Source organism: Pseudomonas wuhanensis (assembly GCF_030687395.1).
In the GTDB taxonomy this organism is placed as follows: domain Bacteria; phylum Pseudomonadota; class Gammaproteobacteria; order Pseudomonadales; family Pseudomonadaceae; genus Aquipseudomonas; species Aquipseudomonas wuhanensis.
Genome location: NZ_CP117430.1, coordinates 4,736,630 through 4,755,957, shown reverse-complemented (window position 1 = coordinate 4,755,957; position 19,328 = coordinate 4,736,630). Strand labels below are relative to the sequence as shown.

At 59.8% G+C, this 19,328-nt stretch carries 22 protein-coding genes; 12 read left to right on the top strand and 10 right to left on the bottom strand.

Annotated features, from left to right (window positions below; genetic code table 11):
• Positions 1-155: 155 nt before the first annotated feature.
• The 10 genes from ccmA (at position 156) to PSH88_RS21890 (ending at position 7,538) form a co-directional block, all read left to right on the top strand.
• Positions 156-791: a cytochrome c biogenesis heme-transporting ATPase CcmA gene (ccmA, locus tag PSH88_RS21935; protein WP_305422617.1), complete on the top strand. Its 636-nt coding sequence runs from the start codon at positions 156-158 to the stop codon at positions 789-791.
• Positions 788-1,456 (top strand): heme exporter protein CcmB, encoded by a 669-nt coding sequence (ccmB, locus tag PSH88_RS21930; protein ID WP_305422616.1) that lies wholly within the window; start codon positions 788-790, stop codon positions 1,454-1,456. Before ccmA ends, ccmB begins: the two co-directional genes overlap by 4 nt.
• Before the next feature lie 77 nt (positions 1,457-1,533).
• Positions 1,534-2,289, top strand: coding sequence for a heme ABC transporter permease (locus PSH88_RS21925; RefSeq protein ID WP_305422615.1), 756 nt, complete (start codon positions 1,534-1,536; stop codon positions 2,287-2,289).
• Complete coding sequence (gene ccmD / locus PSH88_RS21920) at positions 2,286-2,462, top strand: heme exporter protein CcmD (protein ID WP_007894243.1); 177 nt, start codon at positions 2,286-2,288, stop codon at positions 2,460-2,462. The genes PSH88_RS21925 and ccmD overlap by 4 nt, the downstream gene beginning before the upstream one ends.
• Positions 2,459-2,914, top strand: a complete 456-nt coding sequence (ccmE, locus tag PSH88_RS21915; protein ID WP_038979631.1) for a cytochrome c maturation protein CcmE — start codon at positions 2,459-2,461, stop codon at positions 2,912-2,914. Before ccmD ends, ccmE begins: the two co-directional genes overlap by 4 nt.
• 3 nt (positions 2,915-2,917) lie before the next feature.
• Positions 2,918-4,921 (top strand): heme lyase CcmF/NrfE family subunit, encoded by a 2,004-nt coding sequence (locus tag PSH88_RS21910; protein ID WP_305422613.1) that lies wholly within the window; start codon positions 2,918-2,920, stop codon positions 4,919-4,921.
• A complete protein-coding gene (locus tag PSH88_RS21905; RefSeq protein WP_305422611.1) occupies positions 4,918-5,454 on the top strand; it encodes a DsbE family thiol:disulfide interchange protein in 537 nt (178 codons plus the stop codon). Before PSH88_RS21910 ends, PSH88_RS21905 begins: the two co-directional genes overlap by 4 nt.
• Positions 5,451-5,924, top strand: coding sequence for a cytochrome c-type biogenesis protein (locus PSH88_RS21900; protein WP_305422609.1), 474 nt, complete (start codon positions 5,451-5,453; stop codon positions 5,922-5,924). Before PSH88_RS21905 ends, PSH88_RS21900 begins: the two co-directional genes overlap by 4 nt.
• A complete protein-coding gene (ccmI, locus tag PSH88_RS21895) occupies positions 5,917-7,119 on the top strand; it encodes a c-type cytochrome biogenesis protein CcmI (RefSeq protein ID WP_305483375.1) in 1,203 nt (400 codons plus the stop codon). Before PSH88_RS21900 ends, ccmI begins: the two co-directional genes overlap by 8 nt.
• Before the next feature lie 14 nt (positions 7,120-7,133).
• On the top strand, positions 7,134-7,538 hold the full coding sequence (locus tag PSH88_RS21890; protein WP_305422608.1) for a hypothetical protein: 405 nt from the start codon (positions 7,134-7,136) through the stop codon (positions 7,536-7,538).
• A 56-nt stretch (positions 7,539-7,594) separates the two neighbouring features.
• Here the strand turns inward: PSH88_RS21890 and PSH88_RS21885 are convergent, their stop codons facing one another.
• Positions 7,595-8,170, bottom strand: coding sequence for a PIN domain-containing protein (locus PSH88_RS21885; RefSeq protein ID WP_305422606.1), 576 nt, complete (start codon positions 8,168-8,170; stop codon positions 7,595-7,597).
• Complete coding sequence (locus PSH88_RS21880; protein ID WP_305422604.1) at positions 8,167-8,634, bottom strand: helix-turn-helix domain-containing protein; 468 nt, start codon at positions 8,632-8,634, stop codon at positions 8,167-8,169. The genes PSH88_RS21885 and PSH88_RS21880 overlap by 4 nt, the downstream gene beginning before the upstream one ends.
• 257 nt (positions 8,635-8,891) lie before the next feature.
• On the opposite strand from PSH88_RS21880, the gene PSH88_RS21875 reads away from it, so the two are divergent.
• Both PSH88_RS21875 and PSH88_RS21870 read left to right on the top strand, forming a co-directional pair.
• Positions 8,892-9,104 (top strand): type II toxin-antitoxin system HicA family toxin, encoded by a 213-nt coding sequence (locus PSH88_RS21875; RefSeq protein WP_305427039.1) that lies wholly within the window; start codon positions 8,892-8,894, stop codon positions 9,102-9,104.
• A complete protein-coding gene (locus PSH88_RS21870; protein ID WP_008014960.1) occupies positions 9,104-9,508 on the top strand; it encodes a type II toxin-antitoxin system HicB family antitoxin in 405 nt (134 codons plus the stop codon). Before PSH88_RS21875 ends, PSH88_RS21870 begins: the two co-directional genes overlap by 1 nt.
• 98 nt (positions 9,509-9,606) lie before the next feature.
• Here the strand turns inward: PSH88_RS21870 and PSH88_RS21865 are convergent, their stop codons facing one another.
• From PSH88_RS21865 to PSH88_RS21830, 8 genes are all read right to left on the bottom strand, one after another.
• Positions 9,607-10,812 (bottom strand): MFS transporter, encoded by a 1,206-nt coding sequence (locus tag PSH88_RS21865; RefSeq protein ID WP_305422601.1) that lies wholly within the window; start codon positions 10,810-10,812, stop codon positions 9,607-9,609.
• A 207-nt stretch (positions 10,813-11,019) separates the two neighbouring features.
• A complete protein-coding gene (locus tag PSH88_RS21860; RefSeq protein ID WP_305422598.1) occupies positions 11,020-12,279 on the bottom strand; it encodes an IS256 family transposase in 1,260 nt (419 codons plus the stop codon).
• Between the two features lie 158 nt (positions 12,280-12,437).
• Entirely contained in the window at positions 12,438-13,436 is a 999-nt protein-coding gene (locus tag PSH88_RS21855; RefSeq protein ID WP_305422597.1) for a sulfate ABC transporter substrate-binding protein, read from the bottom strand.
• 106 nt (positions 13,437-13,542) lie between these two features.
• A complete protein-coding gene (locus PSH88_RS21850; RefSeq protein ID WP_305422596.1) occupies positions 13,543-14,367 on the bottom strand; it encodes an ion transporter in 825 nt (274 codons plus the stop codon).
• A 21-nt stretch (positions 14,368-14,388) separates the two neighbouring features.
• Positions 14,389-15,303 (bottom strand): urea transporter, encoded by a 915-nt coding sequence (locus tag PSH88_RS21845; RefSeq protein WP_305422594.1) that lies wholly within the window; start codon positions 15,301-15,303, stop codon positions 14,389-14,391.
• A 138-nt stretch (positions 15,304-15,441) separates the two neighbouring features.
• The gene (gene pyk, locus PSH88_RS21840; protein WP_305422593.1) at positions 15,442-16,857 is read right to left on the bottom strand and encodes a pyruvate kinase; all 1,416 of its coding nucleotides are present in this window, start codon (positions 16,855-16,857) and stop codon (positions 15,442-15,444) included.
• Positions 16,847-18,127, bottom strand: a complete 1,281-nt coding sequence (locus PSH88_RS21835) for a glycerate kinase type-2 family protein (protein WP_305422591.1) — start codon at positions 18,125-18,127, stop codon at positions 16,847-16,849. Before PSH88_RS21835 ends, pyk begins: the two co-directional genes overlap by 11 nt.
• Before the next feature lie 174 nt (positions 18,128-18,301).
• Positions 18,302-19,192 (bottom strand): 2-hydroxy-3-oxopropionate reductase, encoded by an 891-nt coding sequence (locus PSH88_RS21830; protein WP_008073038.1) that lies wholly within the window; start codon positions 19,190-19,192, stop codon positions 18,302-18,304.
• Positions 19,193-19,328: the final 136 nt, after the last annotated feature.

Here is a 19,328-nt window from a genome sequence, read left to right as displayed (position 1 = left end):
CATGGCATGTATAATGCCGCCCGTCTTTCGGGGAGTGGCGAAAACATTGCATTTGTTTGACGCAGCTCTCTAGAACAAGCCGCCAATGCATCTATGCTGCATCTCTTTAGCGGCCGCTCTGCCGCCGACTTGAACCGCAAAAGGCCCGTGATCTCTTGACCAGTCCTGTCCTGCAAACCGTTGCCCTCGCTTGTGAGCGAGACCTTCGGCTGCTCTTCGAAAATCTCGAATTGAGACTGGCCAGTGGCGAAATGTTGCAAATCAGCGGCCCCAACGGCAGTGGCAAGACCAGCCTTTTACGTCTGCTATGCGGTTTGATGCACCCGACTGCCGGTCAAGTATTGCTAAACGGTCAGCCACTGCACGAGCAACGCAGCGAACTGGCGCGCAATCTGTTGTGGATCGGCCATGCCGCGGGCATCAAGGACTTGCTGACCCCCGAGGAAAACCTCAGTTGGCTCTGCGCCTTGCATCAACCGGCCTCCCATGAGGCGATCCGGCAGGCGCTGACGGCGGTGGGGCTGCGCGGTTTCGAGGATGTTCCCTGCCACACGCTCTCCGCCGGGCAACAACGCCGCGTCGCGTTGGCGCGCTTGTATCTGGACAGCCCGCCGCTGTGGATCCTCGATGAGCCGTTCACCGCGCTCGACAAACAAGGCGTGGCGCAACTCGAAGAACACCTGGCTGCGCACTGCGAGCGGGGCGGCATGGTGGTCCTGACCACTCACCACACGCTGACCCGGATGCCGGCCGGCTATCGCGACATTGATTTGGGGAACTGGGCCGTATGAGTGTTTTCGGCCTGTTGGTCGCCCGCGAGGCACGTTTGCTGTTCCGCCGTCCTGCCGAATTGGCGAATCCGCTGGTGTTCTTCGCCATCGTCGTCTCTTTGTTTCCGTTGGCGGTCGGTCCCGAGACTCAATTGTTGCAAACCTTGTCCCCGGGGCTGGTCTGGGTGGCAGCACTTTTATCGGTCTTGCTCTCGCTGGACGGGCTCTTCCGCAGTGATTTCGAAGACGGATCGCTTGAGCAGTGGGTCCTTTCGCCGCACCCCCTGCCTATTCTGGTTTTGGCCAAGGTACTGGCACACTGGGCCTTTTCCGGCCTGGCGCTGGTTTTGCTCGCACCCCTGCTGGCGTTGATGCTCGGTTTGCCAACCGCCTGTCTGCCGGTGTTGCTGCTTTCTTTATTGCTGGGTACACCGGTGCTGAGCCTGCTCGGTGCGGTGGGCGCAGCGTTGACGGTAGGATTGAAGCGCGGTGGCCTGTTACTGGCGCTGTTGATTCTGCCGCTGTACATCCCGGTGTTGATTCTCGGCAGTGGCGCCTTGCAGGCGGCATTGCAGGGCATGCCGGCGACCGGTTATCTCTTGTGGCTTGGTAGCCTGACCGCCCTGGCGATAACCCTGACACCTTTTGCAATAGCTGCTGGCCTGAAGATCAGCGTCGGCGAATAATGAGGTCTGATCAAAATTTGATCAGTAAAGACCCTGGCTGCTCGTGACAACGTGCGGCACCCGTGATGGAAATAGCAATGAACTGGACCTGGTTTCATAAGCTCGGCTCGCCCAAATGGTTTTACGGCATCAGTGGCAAATTGCTGCCGTGGCTGAGCGTCGCGGCGTTGCTGCTGATTAGCGTCGGCGTGGTTTGGGGGCTGGCCTTCGCGCCGCCGGACTATCAGCAAGGCAACAGTTTTCGGATCATCTATATCCACGTTCCCGCCGCCATGCTGGCGCAGTCCATCTACGTGATGCTGGCCGTGTGCGGCATCGTCGGGCTGGTCTGGAAGATGAAGCTGGCCGACGTCGCCCTGCAATGCGCCGCGCCGATCGGGGCCTGGATGACCGCCGTGGCGCTGGTCACCGGCGCGATCTGGGGCAAGCCGACCTGGGGGTCGTGGTGGGTCTGGGATGCGCGACTTACGTCCATGCTTATTCTGCTGTTTCTGTACTTCGGTCTTATTGCGCTGGGCAACGCCATCAGCAATCGTGACAGTGCCGCCAAGGCCTGTGCAGTGCTGGCGATCGTCGGCGTAATCAACATCCCGATCATCAAATACTCGGTGGAGTGGTGGAACACCCTGCACCAGGGCGCGACCTTCACACTCACTGAAAAACCGGCGATGCCCGCCGAGATGTGGCTGCCACTGCTGCTGACGGCGCTGGGTTTCTACTGTTTCTTCGGCGCGGTGCTGTTGCTGCGCATGCGCCTTGAAGTGCTCAAGCGCGAAGCCCGGGCGAGCTGGGTGAAAACCGAAGTGCAGAACAGTCTGGAGGCCGCTCGATGAGTTTCGCTTCATTCGGCGACTTTCTCGCCATGGGCCATCACGGCCTGTATGTCTGGTCCGCCTATGGCATTAGCCTGGCGGTGCTGGCCCTCAACGTGGCGGCGCCGATCCTGGCCCGCAAGCGGTATCTGCAACAAGAGGCGCGTCGTCTGCGCCGGGAGAACGGCAAGTGAATCCGCTGCGTAAAAAGCGTCTTATCATCATTTTCGCGATCCTGGTCGGTGTCGGCGCTGCCGTTGGCCTGGCCTTGAGCGCCTTGAAGCAGAACATCAATCTGTTCTACACCCCGACCCAGATCGCCAACGGTGAAGCGCCGCAAGACACACGTATTCGCGCGGGCGGCATGGTGGAGAAAGGTTCGCTGCAACGTTCCGGCGATTCCCTGGACGTGAAATTCATCGTCACCGACTTCAACAAATCCGTAACCATCAGTTATCGCGGCATCCTGCCGGATCTGTTCCGCGAAGGGCAGGGCATTGTCGCCCTCGGCAAGCTCAACGCTGACGGCGTGGTAGTGGCCGATGAAGTGCTGGCCAAGCACGATGAAAAGTACATGCCGCCGGAAGTGACCAAGGCCCTGAAAGATAGCGGCCAGTCGGCACCTACTCCCGCGAAAGAGGGCTAACTGATGACTTCCTCACTTTATAGTTCGGGGCTGTTCATCCCCGAATTGGGCCACCTGGCCATGATCCTGGCGCTGTGTTTCGCGCTGGTGCAGGCCGTGGTGCCGTTGCTCGGCGCCTGGCGCGGCGATCGCTTGTGGATGAGCCTGGCCCAGCCGGCCGCGTGGGGGCAGTTCGCGTTTCTGCTGTTCGCTTTCGGTTGCCTGACTTACGCGTTCATGGCCGACGACTTCTCCGTCGCTTATGTGGCCAGCAACTCCAACAGTGCGCTGCCGTGGTACTACAAGTTCAGCGCCGTCTGGGGGGCTCACGAAGGTTCGTTGCTGCTATGGGCACTGATCCTCGGCGGCTGGACATTCGCGGTGTCGGTGTTCTCCCGGCAATTGCCGCAAGTAATGCTGGCCCGGGTGCTGGCGGTGATGGGCATGATCAGCACCGGTTTCCTGCTGTTCCTGATCTTGACGTCTAACCCTTTCGCCCGAATCCTGCCGCAGATGCCGACGGATGGGCGCGACCTCAATCCACTGCTGCAAGACATCGGCCTGATCGTTCACCCGCCGATGCTGTACATGGGCTATGTCGGTTTCTCTGTGGCGTTTGCCTTTGCCATCGCCGCGCTGCTGGGCGGTCGTCTCGACGCGGCGTGGGCGCGCTGGTCGCGTCCGTGGACCATCGTCGCCTGGGCTTTCCTCGGTATCGGTATTACGTTGGGCTCCTGGTGGGCCTACTACGAACTCGGCTGGGGCGGCTGGTGGTTCTGGGACCCGGTGGAAAACGCGTCCTTCATGCCTTGGCTGGTGGGCACGGCGCTGATTCACTCGTTGGCGGTCACGGAAAAACGTGGCGTGTTCAAGAGCTGGACGGTGTTGTTGGCCATCGCCGCGTTCTCGTTGAGTTTGCTCGGGACTTTCCTGGTGCGTTCCGGCGTGCTGACCTCGGTTCACGCCTTTGCCTCCGATCCTGAGCGCGGTGTGTTCATCCTGATCTTCTTGCTGTTCGTAGTCGGCGGCTCGCTGACGCTGTTTGCCCTGCGCGCTCCGGTGGTCAAGAGCCACGTCGGCTTCAACCTCTGGTCTCGGGAAACCCTGTTGCTGGGCAATAACCTGGTGCTGGTGGTGGCCGCTTCGATGATCCTGCTCGGCACCTTGTACCCGCTGATTCTCGATGCGATGACCGGCGCCAAACTGTCGGTCGGCCCGCCGTACTTCAACGCGTTGTTCATTCCATTGATGGCGTTGCTGATGGTGGTGATGGCGGTCGGGATGCTGGTGCGCTGGAAAGACACCCCGGTCAAATGGCTGATGAGCATGTTGACCCCGGTGTTGCTCGGCAGCGCTGCGCTGGCCGTGGTGGCCGGCGTCGCTTACGGCGATTTCAACTGGGCAGTGCTGGCGACGTTCATGCTGGCTGCCTGGGTGTTACTGGCCGGTGTGCGGGATATCTTCGACAAGACTCGCCACAAGGGCCTGATCAAAGGTCTGCCGACCCTGACTCGCAGCTATTGGGGCATGCAAATCGCGCATTTGGGCATTGCCGTGTGCGCGCTGGGTGTCGTGTTGTCGAGCCAGAACAGTGCCGAGCGCGATCTGCGCCTGGCGCCGGGTGAGTCCATGAGCCTGGCCGGTTATCAATTTGTGTTCGAAGGCGCCAAGCACTTCGAAGGACCGAACTTCACGTCCGACAAAGGCACCATCCGGGTGATCCGCGATGGCAAGGAAATCAGCGTGCTGCACCCGGAAAAACGCCTGTATACCGTGCAGAACTCGGTGATGACCGAAGCCGGGATCGACGCCGGTTTCACCCGTGACCTTTACGTCGCATTGGGCGAGCCGCTGGGCGAGGGCGCCTGGGCGGTCCGCGTACACGTCAAACCGTTCGTGCGCTGGATCTGGTTCGGTGGGTTGCTCACCGGTCTCGGCGGATTGCTGGCGGCGCTGGATCGTCGTTATCGGGTCAAGGTAAAAAGCCGCGTGCGTGAAGCGCTCGGCATGACGGGAGCCACCGCATGAGACGTTGGTTGATGCTGTTGCCACTGGCGATTTTTCTGGTGGTTGCTGTTTTTCTGTATCGGGGTCTGTACCTGAACCCGGCCGAGCTGCCTTCGGCAATGATCAACAAACCGTTCCCGGATTTTTCGCTGCCCTCGGTGCAGGGTGACAAAACCCTGACCAAAGCGGACCTACTGGGTAAACCGGCATTGGTCAACGTCTGGGGCACCTGGTGCATTTCCTGCCGGGTCGAGCACCCGGTGCTGAACAAACTGGCCGAGAAGGGCGTGGTGATCTACGGCGTCAACTACAAGGACGTCAACGCCGATGCCTTGAAGTGGCTGGCCGAGTTCCACAACCCGTATCAACTGGACATCCGTGACGATGCCGGCACCCTGGGCCTGAACCTCGGCGTGTACGGCGCACCGGAAACCTTCTTCATCGACGCCAAAGGCATCATCCGCGACAAATTCGTCGGTGTGATCGACGAACAAGTCTGGCGTGAAAAGCTGGCGGCCAAGTATCAGGCGCTGGTCGATGAGGCCAAGCCATGAAGCGCTGGATTGCCGCCGCGGTGCTGGGTTTGAGCATGGCCGGTGTAGCCCACGCGGCCATCGACACCTATGAGTTCGCCAAAGAAGGCGACCGTGAGCGTTTTCGCGAGCTGACCAAGGAACTGCGTTGCCCCAAGTGCCAGAATCAGGACATCGCCGATTCCAACGCACCGATCGCCGCTGACCTGCGCAAAGAGATTTTCCGCATGCTCGGCGAGGGCAAGGACAACCAGCAAATCATCGATTTCATGGTCGACCGCTACGGTGACTTCGTCCGCTACAAACCTGCCCTCAACGCCAAAACCGCACTCCTCTGGTTCGGCCCCGCCGGCCTGCTGCTGGGCGGTTTTGTGATCATCGCCGTGATTGTCCGCCGTCGTCGCGTGCAACGCACAGACAGCCCGGACACGCTTTCTTTTGATGAGCGCGAGCGCCTCGACCACCTGTTGGATAAAACCAAGCATGATTGATTTCTGGCTCGCTGCAGGCCTGCTGCTCCTGGTTGCCCTGAGTTTTCTGCTGATCCCCGTTCTGCGTGGTCGCCGCGCTCAGCTTGAAGAGGACCGCACGGCACTGAACGTCGCGCTTTATCAGGAGCGCGTGGCTGAGTTGCAGACTCAGCAGGAAGAGGGCGTGCTCAGCGCCGAACAAATGGACACCGGCCGCGCCGAAGCTGCCCGTGAACTGCTCGCCGACACCGAGGGCGTCGAGGCGCCGCGCGTGTCGCGTCTGGGCAAGCCATTGCCATTGCTGGCGGCGATTCTGGTGCCGGTGCTGGGCCTTGGGCTGTACCTGCATTTCGGCGCCAGCGACAAAGTCGAGCTGACCCGCGAGTTCGCCCAGGCGCCGCAGTCGATGGAAGAGATGACCCGTCGCCTGGAGCGTGCGGTCGCGGCCCAACCGGACTCGGCCGAAGGCCTGTACTTCCTCGGCCGCACCTACATGGCTCAGGACCGTCCGGCCGATGCGGCGAAGATCTTCGAACGCACAGTGGCCCTGGCTGGCCGTCAACCGGAACTGCTCGGTCAATGGGCTCAGGCCCAATATTTCGCCGACGGCAAGAAGTGGTCGGACAAGATCCAGGCCCTGACCGACGAAGCGCTGAAAGCTGATCCGAAAGAAGTCACCAGCCTCGGTCTGCTGGGCATCGCGGCCTTTGAAGGCGAGCGTTACCAGGACGCCATCGACTACTGGAATCGCCTGCTGGCGCAACTGCCGCCGGATGATAAATCCCGCGCCGCGCTGCAAGGCGGCATTACTCGGGCCGCCGAGAAACTCGAAGCCAGTGGTGGCAAGGTTGCCCAGGCACCTGCGGCCAAAGCTGCAGCACTGCTCAAAGTGCATGTCGATCTGGCGCCAGAGCTCAAAGCCAAGGTCCAGCCGGGTGACAGCGTGTTCATCTTCGCCCGCGCCATCTCCGGCCCGCCCGCGCCGCTGGCCGCCAAGCGTCTGACTGTCGCCGACTTGCCAGCAACCGTCGAACTGGGTGATGCCGATGCGATGATGCCGCAGTTGAAACTGTCGAACTTCCCTGAAGTCCAACTGGTTGCGCGCATCTCTCGTGCCGGCCAACCGACTGCCGGCGAATGGATCGGTCGCAGCCAACCCTTGGCCACCAGCACCACCGCGCAACAAAAACTGACCATCGACAGCCCGGATAAATAACAGGAAACGCCACCATGACCGCCATCGCTCGTATCACTCTCCTCAGTATGGTTTTGGGGTTAAGCGCCTGTGCGGTCCAGCAGCCCGAGCCCACACGGCTGCCGCCAATTCCGCCTTCGGGGCCAAGCACCAAACCACCTCCGTCGACGGTCCCGAGTAAACCGAGCACCCCGGTCAAGCCGTCCAAGCCGATGCCACGCACCTCCGCCAGCTTCGCCCCGCCACCAGGTGGCAATAGCCATTGGGACGCGAAACTCGGCGTTTACGTCCTCGATGATCAGACCAATACCTTCTACCGCCAGCGCACCTACTACCGCTGGAACAACGGCTGGAGCCGCTCGATCAGCCCGAATGGGCCGTGGGAAGAGACGGACATCCATGGCGTGCCGGGTGGGTTAGGCAGAAAATTCGGGCAGTGAATAGAAACGGCGATCTGAGGATCGCCGTTTTGCTTTTTGGGGTTTGTGAGAGGCGATTAAAGAATCGCTCGGTAGTGGGTCAACGCCTTGCTCGACTGAATCAGGCCTTGGCGCAAGAGCAGATCAAGATAGGTGGCGACATCCATCGGCGGCATCTTTAGCTGTTTGCGTTGCCGTTGTGCTGCCGCGACAACCGCTGCCGGGTCCAGGTCAAAGAGGTTATCGACGAACTCGTCAGGATGCTGCACCTCGATGCCAAAAGGCCCGAGTGTTTCATCGGGAAAATCTTTCTGATTAAAAGTCACAATGACACTGGCGTTGCAGCGTATGGCGGCAGCCAGAACATGTCGGTCATCGATGTCGGGTAGGGTGAGCCCTTCGATCAGCTTTTCGTAACCGGATACGCAAGCATCGGGTATGGCCTGATCCATCAAGTCGGACGTGCGATCCAATTGCTCTATTGTCAGGTCCGGGCGGTTTTTCAGCAGATTGCGCTTCCATTCGTTGTGTATCTCCAGTGACCATCGCGCCCTGAAACGTCCGGAGAGCGCGAGCCACATCAGAAAGTCTCTCAAGGGAGCGGGGTACAAAACACATGCGTCATATACAGCGGTAAAAGGGGAGTGCCTCACTCGTATCCTGTCCTTAACGCTTGTGCTTGCTCGGCGAGAAGCGTCATTGCTTGCTCGCTGGCGGTGTCGCGCCGGTTCTTATAGTCCATCAAATCGGCAAAGCGCACACGTCGGTGCTTGCCGGTTTTGTGGTAGGACAACTCGCCGGACTCCAGCAGTTTGATCAGGTGCGGGCGTGAGACATTGAGCAAGTCCGCCGCTTCCTGGGTGGTCAGTTCCGCATGAACCGGGACGACCTTTACCGCATTGCCTTCTGCCAATGCAGCGAGGATGTCGACCAGCAATCGAAGGGCTGAAGTGGGCAGTTCGACGCTGTGAGCTTCATTCTGCTCGTCGAAAATCTGGATGCGTTGGGTTTCGAATTGAGTCGCGAGATAGGCAGCGAGAGCTCGCTGGCCTTCGATAGCAGCCTGAACTTCGCGCGCCATTGGGAGGTTGATCGGTGGGTGGATGATTAAGGACATAATGAAATTCCAACATTCTGAGTAGCGATGCTGGAAGGCTATTCGAATCAAACGAAAATCGCAATAAACGAAACAAGAGCTTGTTTAAGGCTCACTGTCCAGCAAGTCTGGACGTAATCGACAAACGACCGCGCCTTCGTAGGTCCGCTCAAATCAACACCCTGTAAAACAACCGAGCGTCGTGATCCGGATTTTTGTGCTTGAGTAAAAGTAACTCTAGGGTTATTTTTGTTTGGGCCGGAGCAAGGAGGCTGGTGGTGCAGAGCAGGTTATTGATCAAGGAACTGATAGAGGCGGGCTGGGCATTGGAACGGGTCACCGGCAGTCATCACATCTTCACTCACCGTTACAACCCTTACACGATACCCGTGCCTCATCCGAAGAAGGATTTGCCGATCGGGACGGTCAAAAGCATCAGGAGGCGAGCCGGGCTTTATTGCCCGGGAGCCAGTTTGGCAGGAGATCCATAATGCAATACCCAATCTGTATCGAGTGGGGCGACGAGAACACCGCCATCGGTATTCAGATCCCCGATATTCCTGGTGCCGTTACGGCCGGGGATACGTTTGAAGATGCTTACAACGCGGCGGTCGAAATTGCCCACATCATGCTGCAGGAGATCATGGCAGACGGGGAGTCAATTCCGATGCCGACCTCAGCGGCTGCGCACCGCGAGAATCCGGAATTTGCCGACATGGGTTGGGGGATGCTGGAGCTCGACATCTCACCGTATCTGGGCAAGACCGAGAAGGTCAACGTGACGCTGCCGGGCTACGTGATCCAGCGCATTGACCGTTATGTGCGAGAGCACAATGTCAAAAGCCGCTCCTCCTTTCTCGCGGATGCAGCGATGGAGAAGCTGGTTCGGCATTGAGTGGTATCAGTCGAATCGCCTTCGCGGGCAAGCCTCGCCCCTACATGTCTTGCATTACCCCTGTAGGAGCGAGGCTTGCCCGCGAAGCTTTTAGCGTCCTAAGCCGTCGCCAACGAATGCCTCTGCGAAACGCTCAAAAACCGCAACAACGCCAACAACGGAAACGCACTACCCACAATCACGATCCACAACCAGCCACCATGCTCATACACCGCGCTGGCCACCGAAGAGCCAAACGCACCACCGACAAAGATGCTGGTCATGTACAGCGCATTCAGACGGCCGCGGCTTTTAGCGTCGAGGGTGTAGACCTCGCGCTGGCCGAGGACCATGTTCATTTGTACGCAGAAATCCAGCACTACACCCGTCACCGCCAGGCCGATAACGCTGTAAACCGGATGGATGAAGGCGGGCAGGAAGCTCAGGCTGGCGAATAGCAGGGCCAGCAGCGAGGCGATGCGGGTATGGCCGGCATCGGCCAGTCGACCGGCAATAGGAGCGGCAATCGCACCGATGGCGCCGACCAGGGCGAAGATCGCGATCTGGGTTTGCGACAAGCCATGATTACGCGACAGTTCCAGCGGCACTGCAGTCCAGAACAGGCTGAAGGTGGCGAACATGCAGGCTTGGTAAAACGCGCGTTGACGCAACACCGGCTGCTGATGCAACAGCGTCCAGAGCGAACCCAACAACTGGCCATAAGAAGCGCTGTGATCGGGCTGGCGCTTGGGAATGGTCAGGGCCAGCACGATACTGATTGCCGCCATCAACACCGCTGCGATTACGAACATCGCACGCCAGCCGAAGTGGTCGGCTACTACGCTGGACACTGGTCGAGCCAGTAGAATCCCCAGCAGCAAACCGCCCATGATGCCGCCGACCACGCGGCCACGCGATTCTTCCGGCGCCAGGTGGGCGGCCAGTGGAATCAGGATCTGCACCGACACCGAGCTGAACCCCACCAGCAACGAGATCAGCAGAAACACGTTCGGCTGATCGGTGAATGCCGCGCCCAGCAGACTGGCAATCGCCACCACGGTGGTGATGATCATCAAGCGGCGGTTTTCCAGCAGATCACCCAGCGGCACCAGGAAGAACAGACCCAGCGCATAACCAATCTGCGTCAGCGAAACGATCAGGCTGGCCATGGTGTCGGTCAGGCCGATATCCGGCGCGATCAGGCCGATGATCGGCTGGGCGTAGTAGATGTTGGCCACGATAGCGCCGCAGCAGAAGGCGAAGAGCAGCACCATGCCTCGGGTCATTGTGGCGGCACCAAGGGGCACCTGAGTCGTTGGGTTCATAACGGGTCTCGTTGAACAAGAAGGAATGCGGGGGAGGCTAATCGGCTGGCTAGAGCGGCGGAAGAGGGAATAGGCTGATAGTAATCATGCCTCTGAAGAATGATTGAGAGGCCGTTCATTTGGACCGATTGCATGCTCGATTGCAGGGGAGTGTCAGATTTTTTGTGTGCGGGCCGGTAACGGCCTGCCATAAGGCAAGCCCTCATTTCACCAGTTTGACCTGGTAAATCGATCGCCATAAAGAATCGCAAACTGATTCATTGCGCTCTTCCAGTCGTGCGCTGCGCTGCCCCAATTGGCCGTGATGTTTTGCAGTGCCAGCCAGATCAGCTTCGTCGCTGCATCATCAGTCGGGAAGTGGCCTCTTGTCTTGATGATCTTGCGCAACTGAGCATTGATGCTCTCGATGGCGTTAGTGGTGTAGATCACTTTTCGGATGGCAGGCGGGAAGACAAAAAACGGGATGACTCGATCCCAGGCACGTCTCCAAGCGGCTACGACTGTTGGGTATTGTTTGCCCCAAGGCCCCGTTTCAAATGCGTCCAGAGCTTGCTCGGCAGCTTCAACGTTAAGCGCCTGATAAACCGGCTTGAGGGCTTTGGCCAACTCGCGGCGCTTGTCCCAGGAGGCGTAATCAAGACTGTTACGGATCAGGTGCACGATGCAGGTCTGCAAGGTCGTCGTCGGAAACACCGCACTCAAGGCTTCTGGCATGCCTTTAAGGCCGTCAGTTACCGCGATCAATACATCCTCAACGCCACGGGTCTTGAGGTCGTTGAAGACCTTCATCCAGAACTTGGCCCCCTCAGTGGTCTCAATCCAGATGCCCAAAATGTCTCGGGTGCCGTCCGGCAGCACGCCCAGAGCCAGGTAGATGGCCTTGTTGCGAACCAGTCCTTCCTCACGGATTTTGACCCGCAGCGCATCGAAGAAAATCACCGGATACATCGGCTCAAGCGGGCGTTGTTGCCAGGCAGTCACTTCCTCCAACACTGCGTCAGTGACCGAGCTGATGAAATCATGGGAAACATCGGTCCCGTACTGCTCCGAAAGGAATGCCCGGATCTCTCGGACGGTCATGCCACGGGCGTACATGGCAATGATTTTGTCGTCGAAGCCCGTGAACCGACGCTCATGCTTGGGGATCAGCATTGGCGCGAAGCTGCCATCGCGATCCCGAGGAATGTCCAGACGCAGCGGGCCATCATCGGTCAGCACGGTCTTGCTGCTTTTGCCGTTGCGCTGGTTACTCGACTCCTCAGGGCGCTCCGCGCCCTGAGGGTAGCCAAGGTGGTGACCCAGCTCCGCGCCAAGGGCTCGCTCGATAAGCGCCTTTTTGAACGCCATGGATGCGTCCTGAATCGCCTCGGCGCTCATTGGGCCTTTAACGAACTGATCGATCAGCTCCTTCGGAATCGAAGGAAGCTGGGTTTTGGCCTCCGAGGCCGGTTTCTTTTTGGTCGGCATACATGCTCCTTTTCAACATGTTATGCCCGAACACAAAATTTCTGACAGTCCCGATTGCAGCGGGCAAGGACGGCCTAACCCCGCCAATGTAACGGTATGACGCAAACCCCCACAAAAAAGGCGACCTTTGCAGGTCGCCTTTTCATTGGAGTCAGGAATCACTGACCGCTGTAAATCTGATCAAAAACCCCACCATCATTGAAGTGGGTCTTCTGCACGGTGCGCCAGTCACCAAAGGTCTTCTCCACCGAAAGGAAATCAACTTTCGGGAAGCGGTCAGTGTACTTGGCCAATACCGCCGGATCACGTGGACGCAGGTAGTTGGCAGCTGCAATTTCCTGACCTGCCGGCGACCACAGGTACTTCAAATATTCCTCGGCGGCAGCGCGAGTGCCTTTTTTCTCGACCACTTTGTCGACCACAGACACTGGCGGCTCGGCCTCGGCGGAAACACTCGGGTAAATCACTTCAAACTGATCACGACCAAACTCACGCGCAATCATTTCCGCTTCGTTTTCGAAGGTCACCAGCACGTCGCCGATCTGGTTGGTCATGAACGTGGTAGTGGCTGCACGGCCGCCGGTATCCAGCACCGGGGCTTGTTTGAACAGTTTGCCGACGAAGGCTTTTGCCGCGCTTTCGTCACCGCCATTTTTCAGCACATAGCCCCAGGCCGAGAGATAGGTGTAGCGGCCGTTGCCTGAGGTTTTCGGGTTGGGGACGATCACTTGCACGCCGTCCTTGAGCAGGTCAGGCCAGTCTTTCAGGGCTTTCGGGTTGCCTTTGCGGACGATGAACACGGTGGCCGACGTGAATGGCGCGCTGTTGTTTGGCAGGCGCGTAACCCAGTTGTCCGGGATCAGTTTGCCGTTGTCCGCCAGGGCGTTGATGTCGGTAGCCATGTTCATGGTGATGACGTCAGCCGGCAAGCCATCGATCACCGAACGCGCTTGCTTGCTGGAGCCGCCGAAGGACATCTGCAGCGTGATGTTTTCGTTGTGCTCGGCTTGCCAGTGTTTCTGGAAGGCGGCGTTGTAGTCCTTGTAGAAATCTCGCATCACGTCGTAGGAAACGTTAAGCAGGGTTGGTGCAGCCTGAACCACGCTGCTCAAGGCCAGGCCAGAGGCCAGAAGTGAGGCGCCAAAGAGTTTTTTCACTGCGCATTCCTTATTTTATCAAACATGTTCTATGGAAAGTGTTGGCAATTTGCCGGCGACTATAGCCGGGCTCGCATAGTCCTTTAAAGATTAAAAAGCACTTTGCTTATTCCAGTTTCTTGAACAGCGCATTGCCGCAACGCGAGCAAAATGCTGCGCCGTGTTCGTGACTATTTTTCTTGCAGGTCGGGCAATCGTGTTGCAGTTGTTCGCCGCGCATGGCGTTGGCCAGTTCCGCGGTAAAAATCCCTGTTGGCACGGCGATGATCGAGTAACCGGTGATCATTACCAGCGACGAAACCACCTGACCCAATGGCGTCTTGGGCACGATGTCGCCAAAGCCCACGGTGGTCAGGGTGACGATAGCCCAATAGATGCCTTTGGGGATGCTGGTGAAGCCGTGTTCAGGGCCTTCGATCACGTACATCAGCGTGCCGAACACCGTTACCAGGGTGCTGACGCTGAGCAGAAATACCACGATCTTCTGCTTGCTGCCGCGCAGCGCTGTCATCAAATAGTTGGCTTGCTTCAGATACGGGCTGAGCTTGAGCACGCGGAAAATCCGCAGCATCCGAATGATCCGGATAATCAGCAGGTACTGCGCATCGCTGTAATACAGCGCGAGAATACCGGGCACGATCGCCAGCAAATCCACCAGCCCATAGAAGCTGAACGCGTAGCGCAGCGGCTTGGGTGAGCAGTAAAGACGCAGGCCGTACTCGATGGCGAAAATGACGGTGAAGCCCCATTCGATGTACGCCAGCATATCGGCGTAGTTCTGGTGAACGCTGTCGATACTGTCCAGAACCACGATCACCAGGCTGGCGAGGATGATCAACAGCAAGATGCTGTCGAAGCGCCGTCCCGCCGGGGTATCCGCTTGGAAAATGATGACGTAAAGCGCTTCGCGCCAGTTTTTGCTGCTGTCCATGGGAAACGCCTGAACCGAGAATCAGCGAAGCCTAGGGTGATTCTCCCCGGTAGTGCAAGGCGCGCTGTCCATGGCGGCCTGGCGCAGCACTCGAATGCCTGCACGAATCAGCCAGCAGGCGAGGATGAAAGGCGCGGTCAGCGTGGCCAGGCCGAGTGCGGCGAACCCCGGTGTGAGCAACACAGCCAGCAGAATGCCAAGTAGCGGCAACCACGGTTGGCGGCGTTGCGGGCTGAAGGCGAGGGCGGCGAGCAGCGGGTTGTAGCCGCTCAAACCCTGTAATGCGCTGGAGGTGTCGTGATGCAGCAAGGCGAATCCGAGGCCGGCGGCGGAGCCGAGCAGCGCCCACAGGAAGGCGCGGCGGTCGGCGATCAGTAGTCCGGCGGCAATCAGTGCGCCGGCCAGTGGATGGCCGAGGAACATGACTTGCCCGAGGCCTTTCAATTCGGCGGCGAGCAGGTTGAGGGTATTCAGTTCGATCGGAGGAAGGGGTTGCTGTGGGGCGGCAAAGCTGAGCAACAACCAACTCAACCCAACGAAGGGTGCGGTGTAAGCCGGTAGACAATGATGATCACGGGCGCCTTTGAGCCATTGCTGAGTGAGCATCGCGCTCAGGCCCCCAGCGGCAATGATCAGCGGTGGCAACAGCACCGACCATGGGAAATAAAGGCTCAGCAGCAGACCGAGCAGAATACCGTTGTAGCTGAACAGCCCGGCCTGACGATCAGCCTTGGCGTGCCCGCGACGTTGCGCGGTGAGCAACCCGGCGACACCTCCCAGCAACGCACCGCCGAGCAAGGCCGGCGCGCTGAACAGAATCGCCAACAGACACAGCAGCCCGCACAGCGGATGGCGCTGGAGAAAGATCTGGCTGAAACCGTTGAGCAGGGCAGTGGCCCAGTCGGGGCAGTGGGTGTTGAAGTGGTTGGCAGGCATGATGGGGCAGTCAGTACAGATCGTTCCTACGCTCTGCGTGGGAATGCCTCAATGGACGCTCTGCGTCTGCTCTTGGGACGCGGAGCGTCCCGGGCTGCATTCCCACGCAGAGCGTGGGAACGATCATTGTGAGGGGGGTTAGATTAATGTCTCGATGCGCAACGAATTGGTCGACCCAGGCTGCCCAAACGGCACTCCCGCCGTGATCAACAACGTATCCCCCCGCTGAGCCATCCCCTGTGCTTGCGCAATCTCCAACGCCGTTGAGCACACTTCATCCACCTGGCGCAGTCGATCATTGACCACCGAATGCACGCCCCACGCCACCGTCAACCGCCGCGCGGTTTGCAGGTTCGGCGTCAGGTTGAGGATCGGCACCGTGGGCCGTTCCCGCGCCGCCCGCAGACTCGACGTGCCAGACTCGCTGTAGTTCACCAGCACCGCCACCGGCAGCACGTTGCTGATGCGGCGGATGGCGCAGCTGATCGCGTCCGACACCGTGGCCTCGGCTTTCGGTCGGCTCACGTCCAGTTGGGCCTGATAGTCCGGGCCGTTTTCCACCTGACGGATGATCTTGCTCATCATCTGCACCGCTTCCAGCGGATACTCGCCGGATGCGGTTTCCGCCGACAGCATCACCGCGTCCGCGCCTTCGGCCACCGCGTTGGCGACGTCAGTGACTTCGGCGCGGGTTGGGGCAGGGGAGAAGCGCATCGACTCCAGCATCTGCGTCGCCACCACCACCGGTTTGCCGAGTTGGCGGCAGGTGCTGATGATGTTTTTCTGAATCTGCGGCACGCTCTCGGCCGGGACTTCCACGCCCAGGTCACCGCGAGCGACCATGATCGCATCGCTCAATTCGGCGATTTCCCGCAGTTGAGTCACGGCCGATGGCTTCTCGATTTTCGCCATCAAATACGCCTTGTCGCCGATCAGTGCGCGGGCTTCGCGGATGTCCTCCGGGCGTTGCACGAACGACAGCGCGACCCAATCCACCCCCAGCTCCAGACCGAAGCTCAAGTCACGACGATCCTTGGCGGTCAGCGGGCTCAGATCCAGCACCGCTTGCGGCACGTTGACGCCTTTGCGATCCGACAGCTCGCCGCCATTGAGCACCGTGGTGTCGATGGCGTCGGCATACTTGGTGACCACCCGCAGGCGCAGCTTGCCGTCGTCCAGCAGCAGGTCCATGCCTGGCTCCAGTGCTGCGATGATTTCCGGGTGAGGCAAGTTGACCCGGCGCTCATCGCCCGGCGTTGGGTCCAGGTCCAGACGCAAGGCCTGACCGCGATGCAGCTGCACTTTGCCTTGAGCGAATTTGCCGACCCGCAATTTCGGGCCTTGCAGGTCCATCAGAATTCCCAGCGGGTAATTCAGCTGACGCTCGACTTCACGAATCCATTGATAGCGCTGGGCGTGGTCGGCGTGATCGCCGTGGCTGAAGTTCAGGCGAAAGATATTGACCCCGGCCAGCACCAGCTCACGGATGTCGTCGATTCCGTTGGTGGCCGGGCCAAGGGTGGCGAGGATTTTGACCTTCTTATCAGGCGTCATGTTTAGGGCTCTCGAGAATCAGAATGGCGCGGAAGTCGTTGACGTTGGTGCGGGTCGGCTCGGTGACGATCAGCGCATCCAGCGCGGCGAAATAGCCGTAGCCATTGTTGTTGTCCAGTTCATCGCTGGCGCTCAGGCCGAGGGCGGTAGCGCGAGCGTAACTGCCCGGGGTCATGATGGCGCCGGCGTTGTCTTCGGAGCCGTCAATACCGTCGGTGTCACCGGCCAGCGCGTAGACGCCGGGCAGGCCTTTGAGGCTGTCGGTCAGGCTCAGCAGGAATTCAGCGTTGCGTCCGCCACGGCCATTGCCGCGCACGGTGACGGTGGTTTCGCCGCCGGACAGAATCACACACGGCATTGCCAACGGCTGGCCGTGCTGGACGATCTGCCGCGCAATGCCGGCGTGGACTTTCGCCACGTCCCGGGATTCGCCTTCCAGATCGCCGAGAATCAATGGACTGAAACCGGCCTGACGGGCTTTCACCGCCGCCGCTTCCAGCGATTGCTGTGGGCGGGCGATCAACTGGAAATGACTGCGGGCCAGGTTCGGATCGCCGGGTTTGACCGTTTCCGATTCCGGGCTTTGCAGCCAGTTACGCACCGAGGCTGGAACTTCGATGCCATAGCGCTTGAGGATCGCCAGCGCTTCGGCCGAGGTGCTCGGGTCGGCCACGGTGGGGCCGGACGCGATGACCGTGGCGAGGTCGCCCGGCACATCGGAAATCGCATAGGTGTAAACCGTGGCCGGCCAGCAGGCTTTGCCCAGACGACCGCCCTTGATCGCCGAGAGGTGCTTGCGCACGCAATTCATCTCGCCGATGGTCGCGCCGGATTTGAGCAGGGCTTTGTTGATCGACTGTTTGTCGGCGAGGGTGATGCCTGCGGCGGGTAACGCGAGCAGGGCAGAGCCACCGCCCGACAGCAGGAAGATCACGCGGTCGTCTTCGCTCAGGTCGCTGACCAGTTCCAGCACCCGTTTCGCGACAGCCAAACCAGCCGCATCCGGCACCGGGTGCGCGGCTTCGACCACTTCGATTTTTTCGCACGGGGCGCCGTGGCCGTAGCGGGTCACCACCAGGCCGGACACTTCGCCCTGCCAGCAGCGCTCGACCACCTGGGCCATGGCCGCTGCGGCTTTACCGGCGCCAATGACGATCACCCGACCGCTGCGATCTTTGGGCAAATGGGCTTCGAGGACGTGCTGCGGATGGGCCGCGTCGATGGCTGTGGCAAACAGCTCGCGCAGCAGTTGTTGCGGATCGACCGACATGGCGGGCTCCCGGAATTCTTGTTATTGGGATAGAGCAAAAGCAAGTATTGCGACGCGGTCCTGTGGGAGCTGGCTTGCCTGCGATTCAGGCGACGCGGTCTTTCAGGTAGACCGAGTCTCCTGAATCGCAGGCAAGCCAGCTCCCACAGGAACCGAGCCAGCTTCAGATCGGTGTTACTTATCGCGAATCGAGAAATTCGCCATGTGTTCCAGGCCCTTGATCAGCGCCGAGTGGTCCCAGTTGCTGCCGCCGATAGCCGCGCAGGTGCTGAACACTTGCTGGGTATTGGCGGTGTTCGGCAGGTTGATACCCAGTTCGCGAGCGCCGGCCAGGGCCAGGTTCAAGTCCTTCTGGTGCAGGCTGATGCGGAAGCCCGGGTCGAAGGTGCCCTTGATCATGCGTTCGCCGTGAACTTCAAGGATCTTTGACGACGCGAAACCGCCCATCAGCGCTTCACGCACCTTGGCCGGATCGGCACCGTTTTTCGAGGCGAACAGCAGCGCTTCGGCCACGGCCTGGATGTTCAGGGCGACGATGATCTGGTTCGCCACTTTCGCGGTTTGCCCGTCGCCGTTGCCACCGACCAGGGTGATGTTCTTGCCCATGGCCTGGAACAGCGGCAGGGCGCGTTCGAACGCATCGGCATCGCCGCCGACCATGATGCTCAAGGTCGCAGCCTTGGCGCCGACTTCACCGCCGGACACCGGCGCGTCTAGGTACTGCGCGCCTTTTTCGTTGATCTTGGCAGCGAAGGCTTTGGTGGCGGTTGGCGAGATCGAGCTCATGTCGATCACGACTTTGCCCTTGCTCACACCGGCGGCAACACCGTCGGCGCGGAACAGCACGTCATCGACCTGCGGAGTATCCGGGACCATGACGATGATGAATTCGGCTTCCTGGGCCACTTCTTTCGGGTTCGCCAGCGCGACGGCGCCAGCGGCCACCAGGTCGGCAGGCGCAGGGTCGTGGTGCGCCGACAGGAACAGGCTGTGACCGGCTTTCTGCAGGTTCAACGCCATTGGGTGGCCCATGATGCCGGTGCCGATAAATCCGATTTTAGCCATGAGAAAATCCTCTTGTTTTTATTGCTGCTTCAAGCAAATAGGGGGGCTGCTTTTGTGGGAGCTGGCTTGCCTGCGATGCGGGCGACACGGTCTGTCAGACACACCGCGGTGATGCCATCGCAGGCAAGCCAGCTCC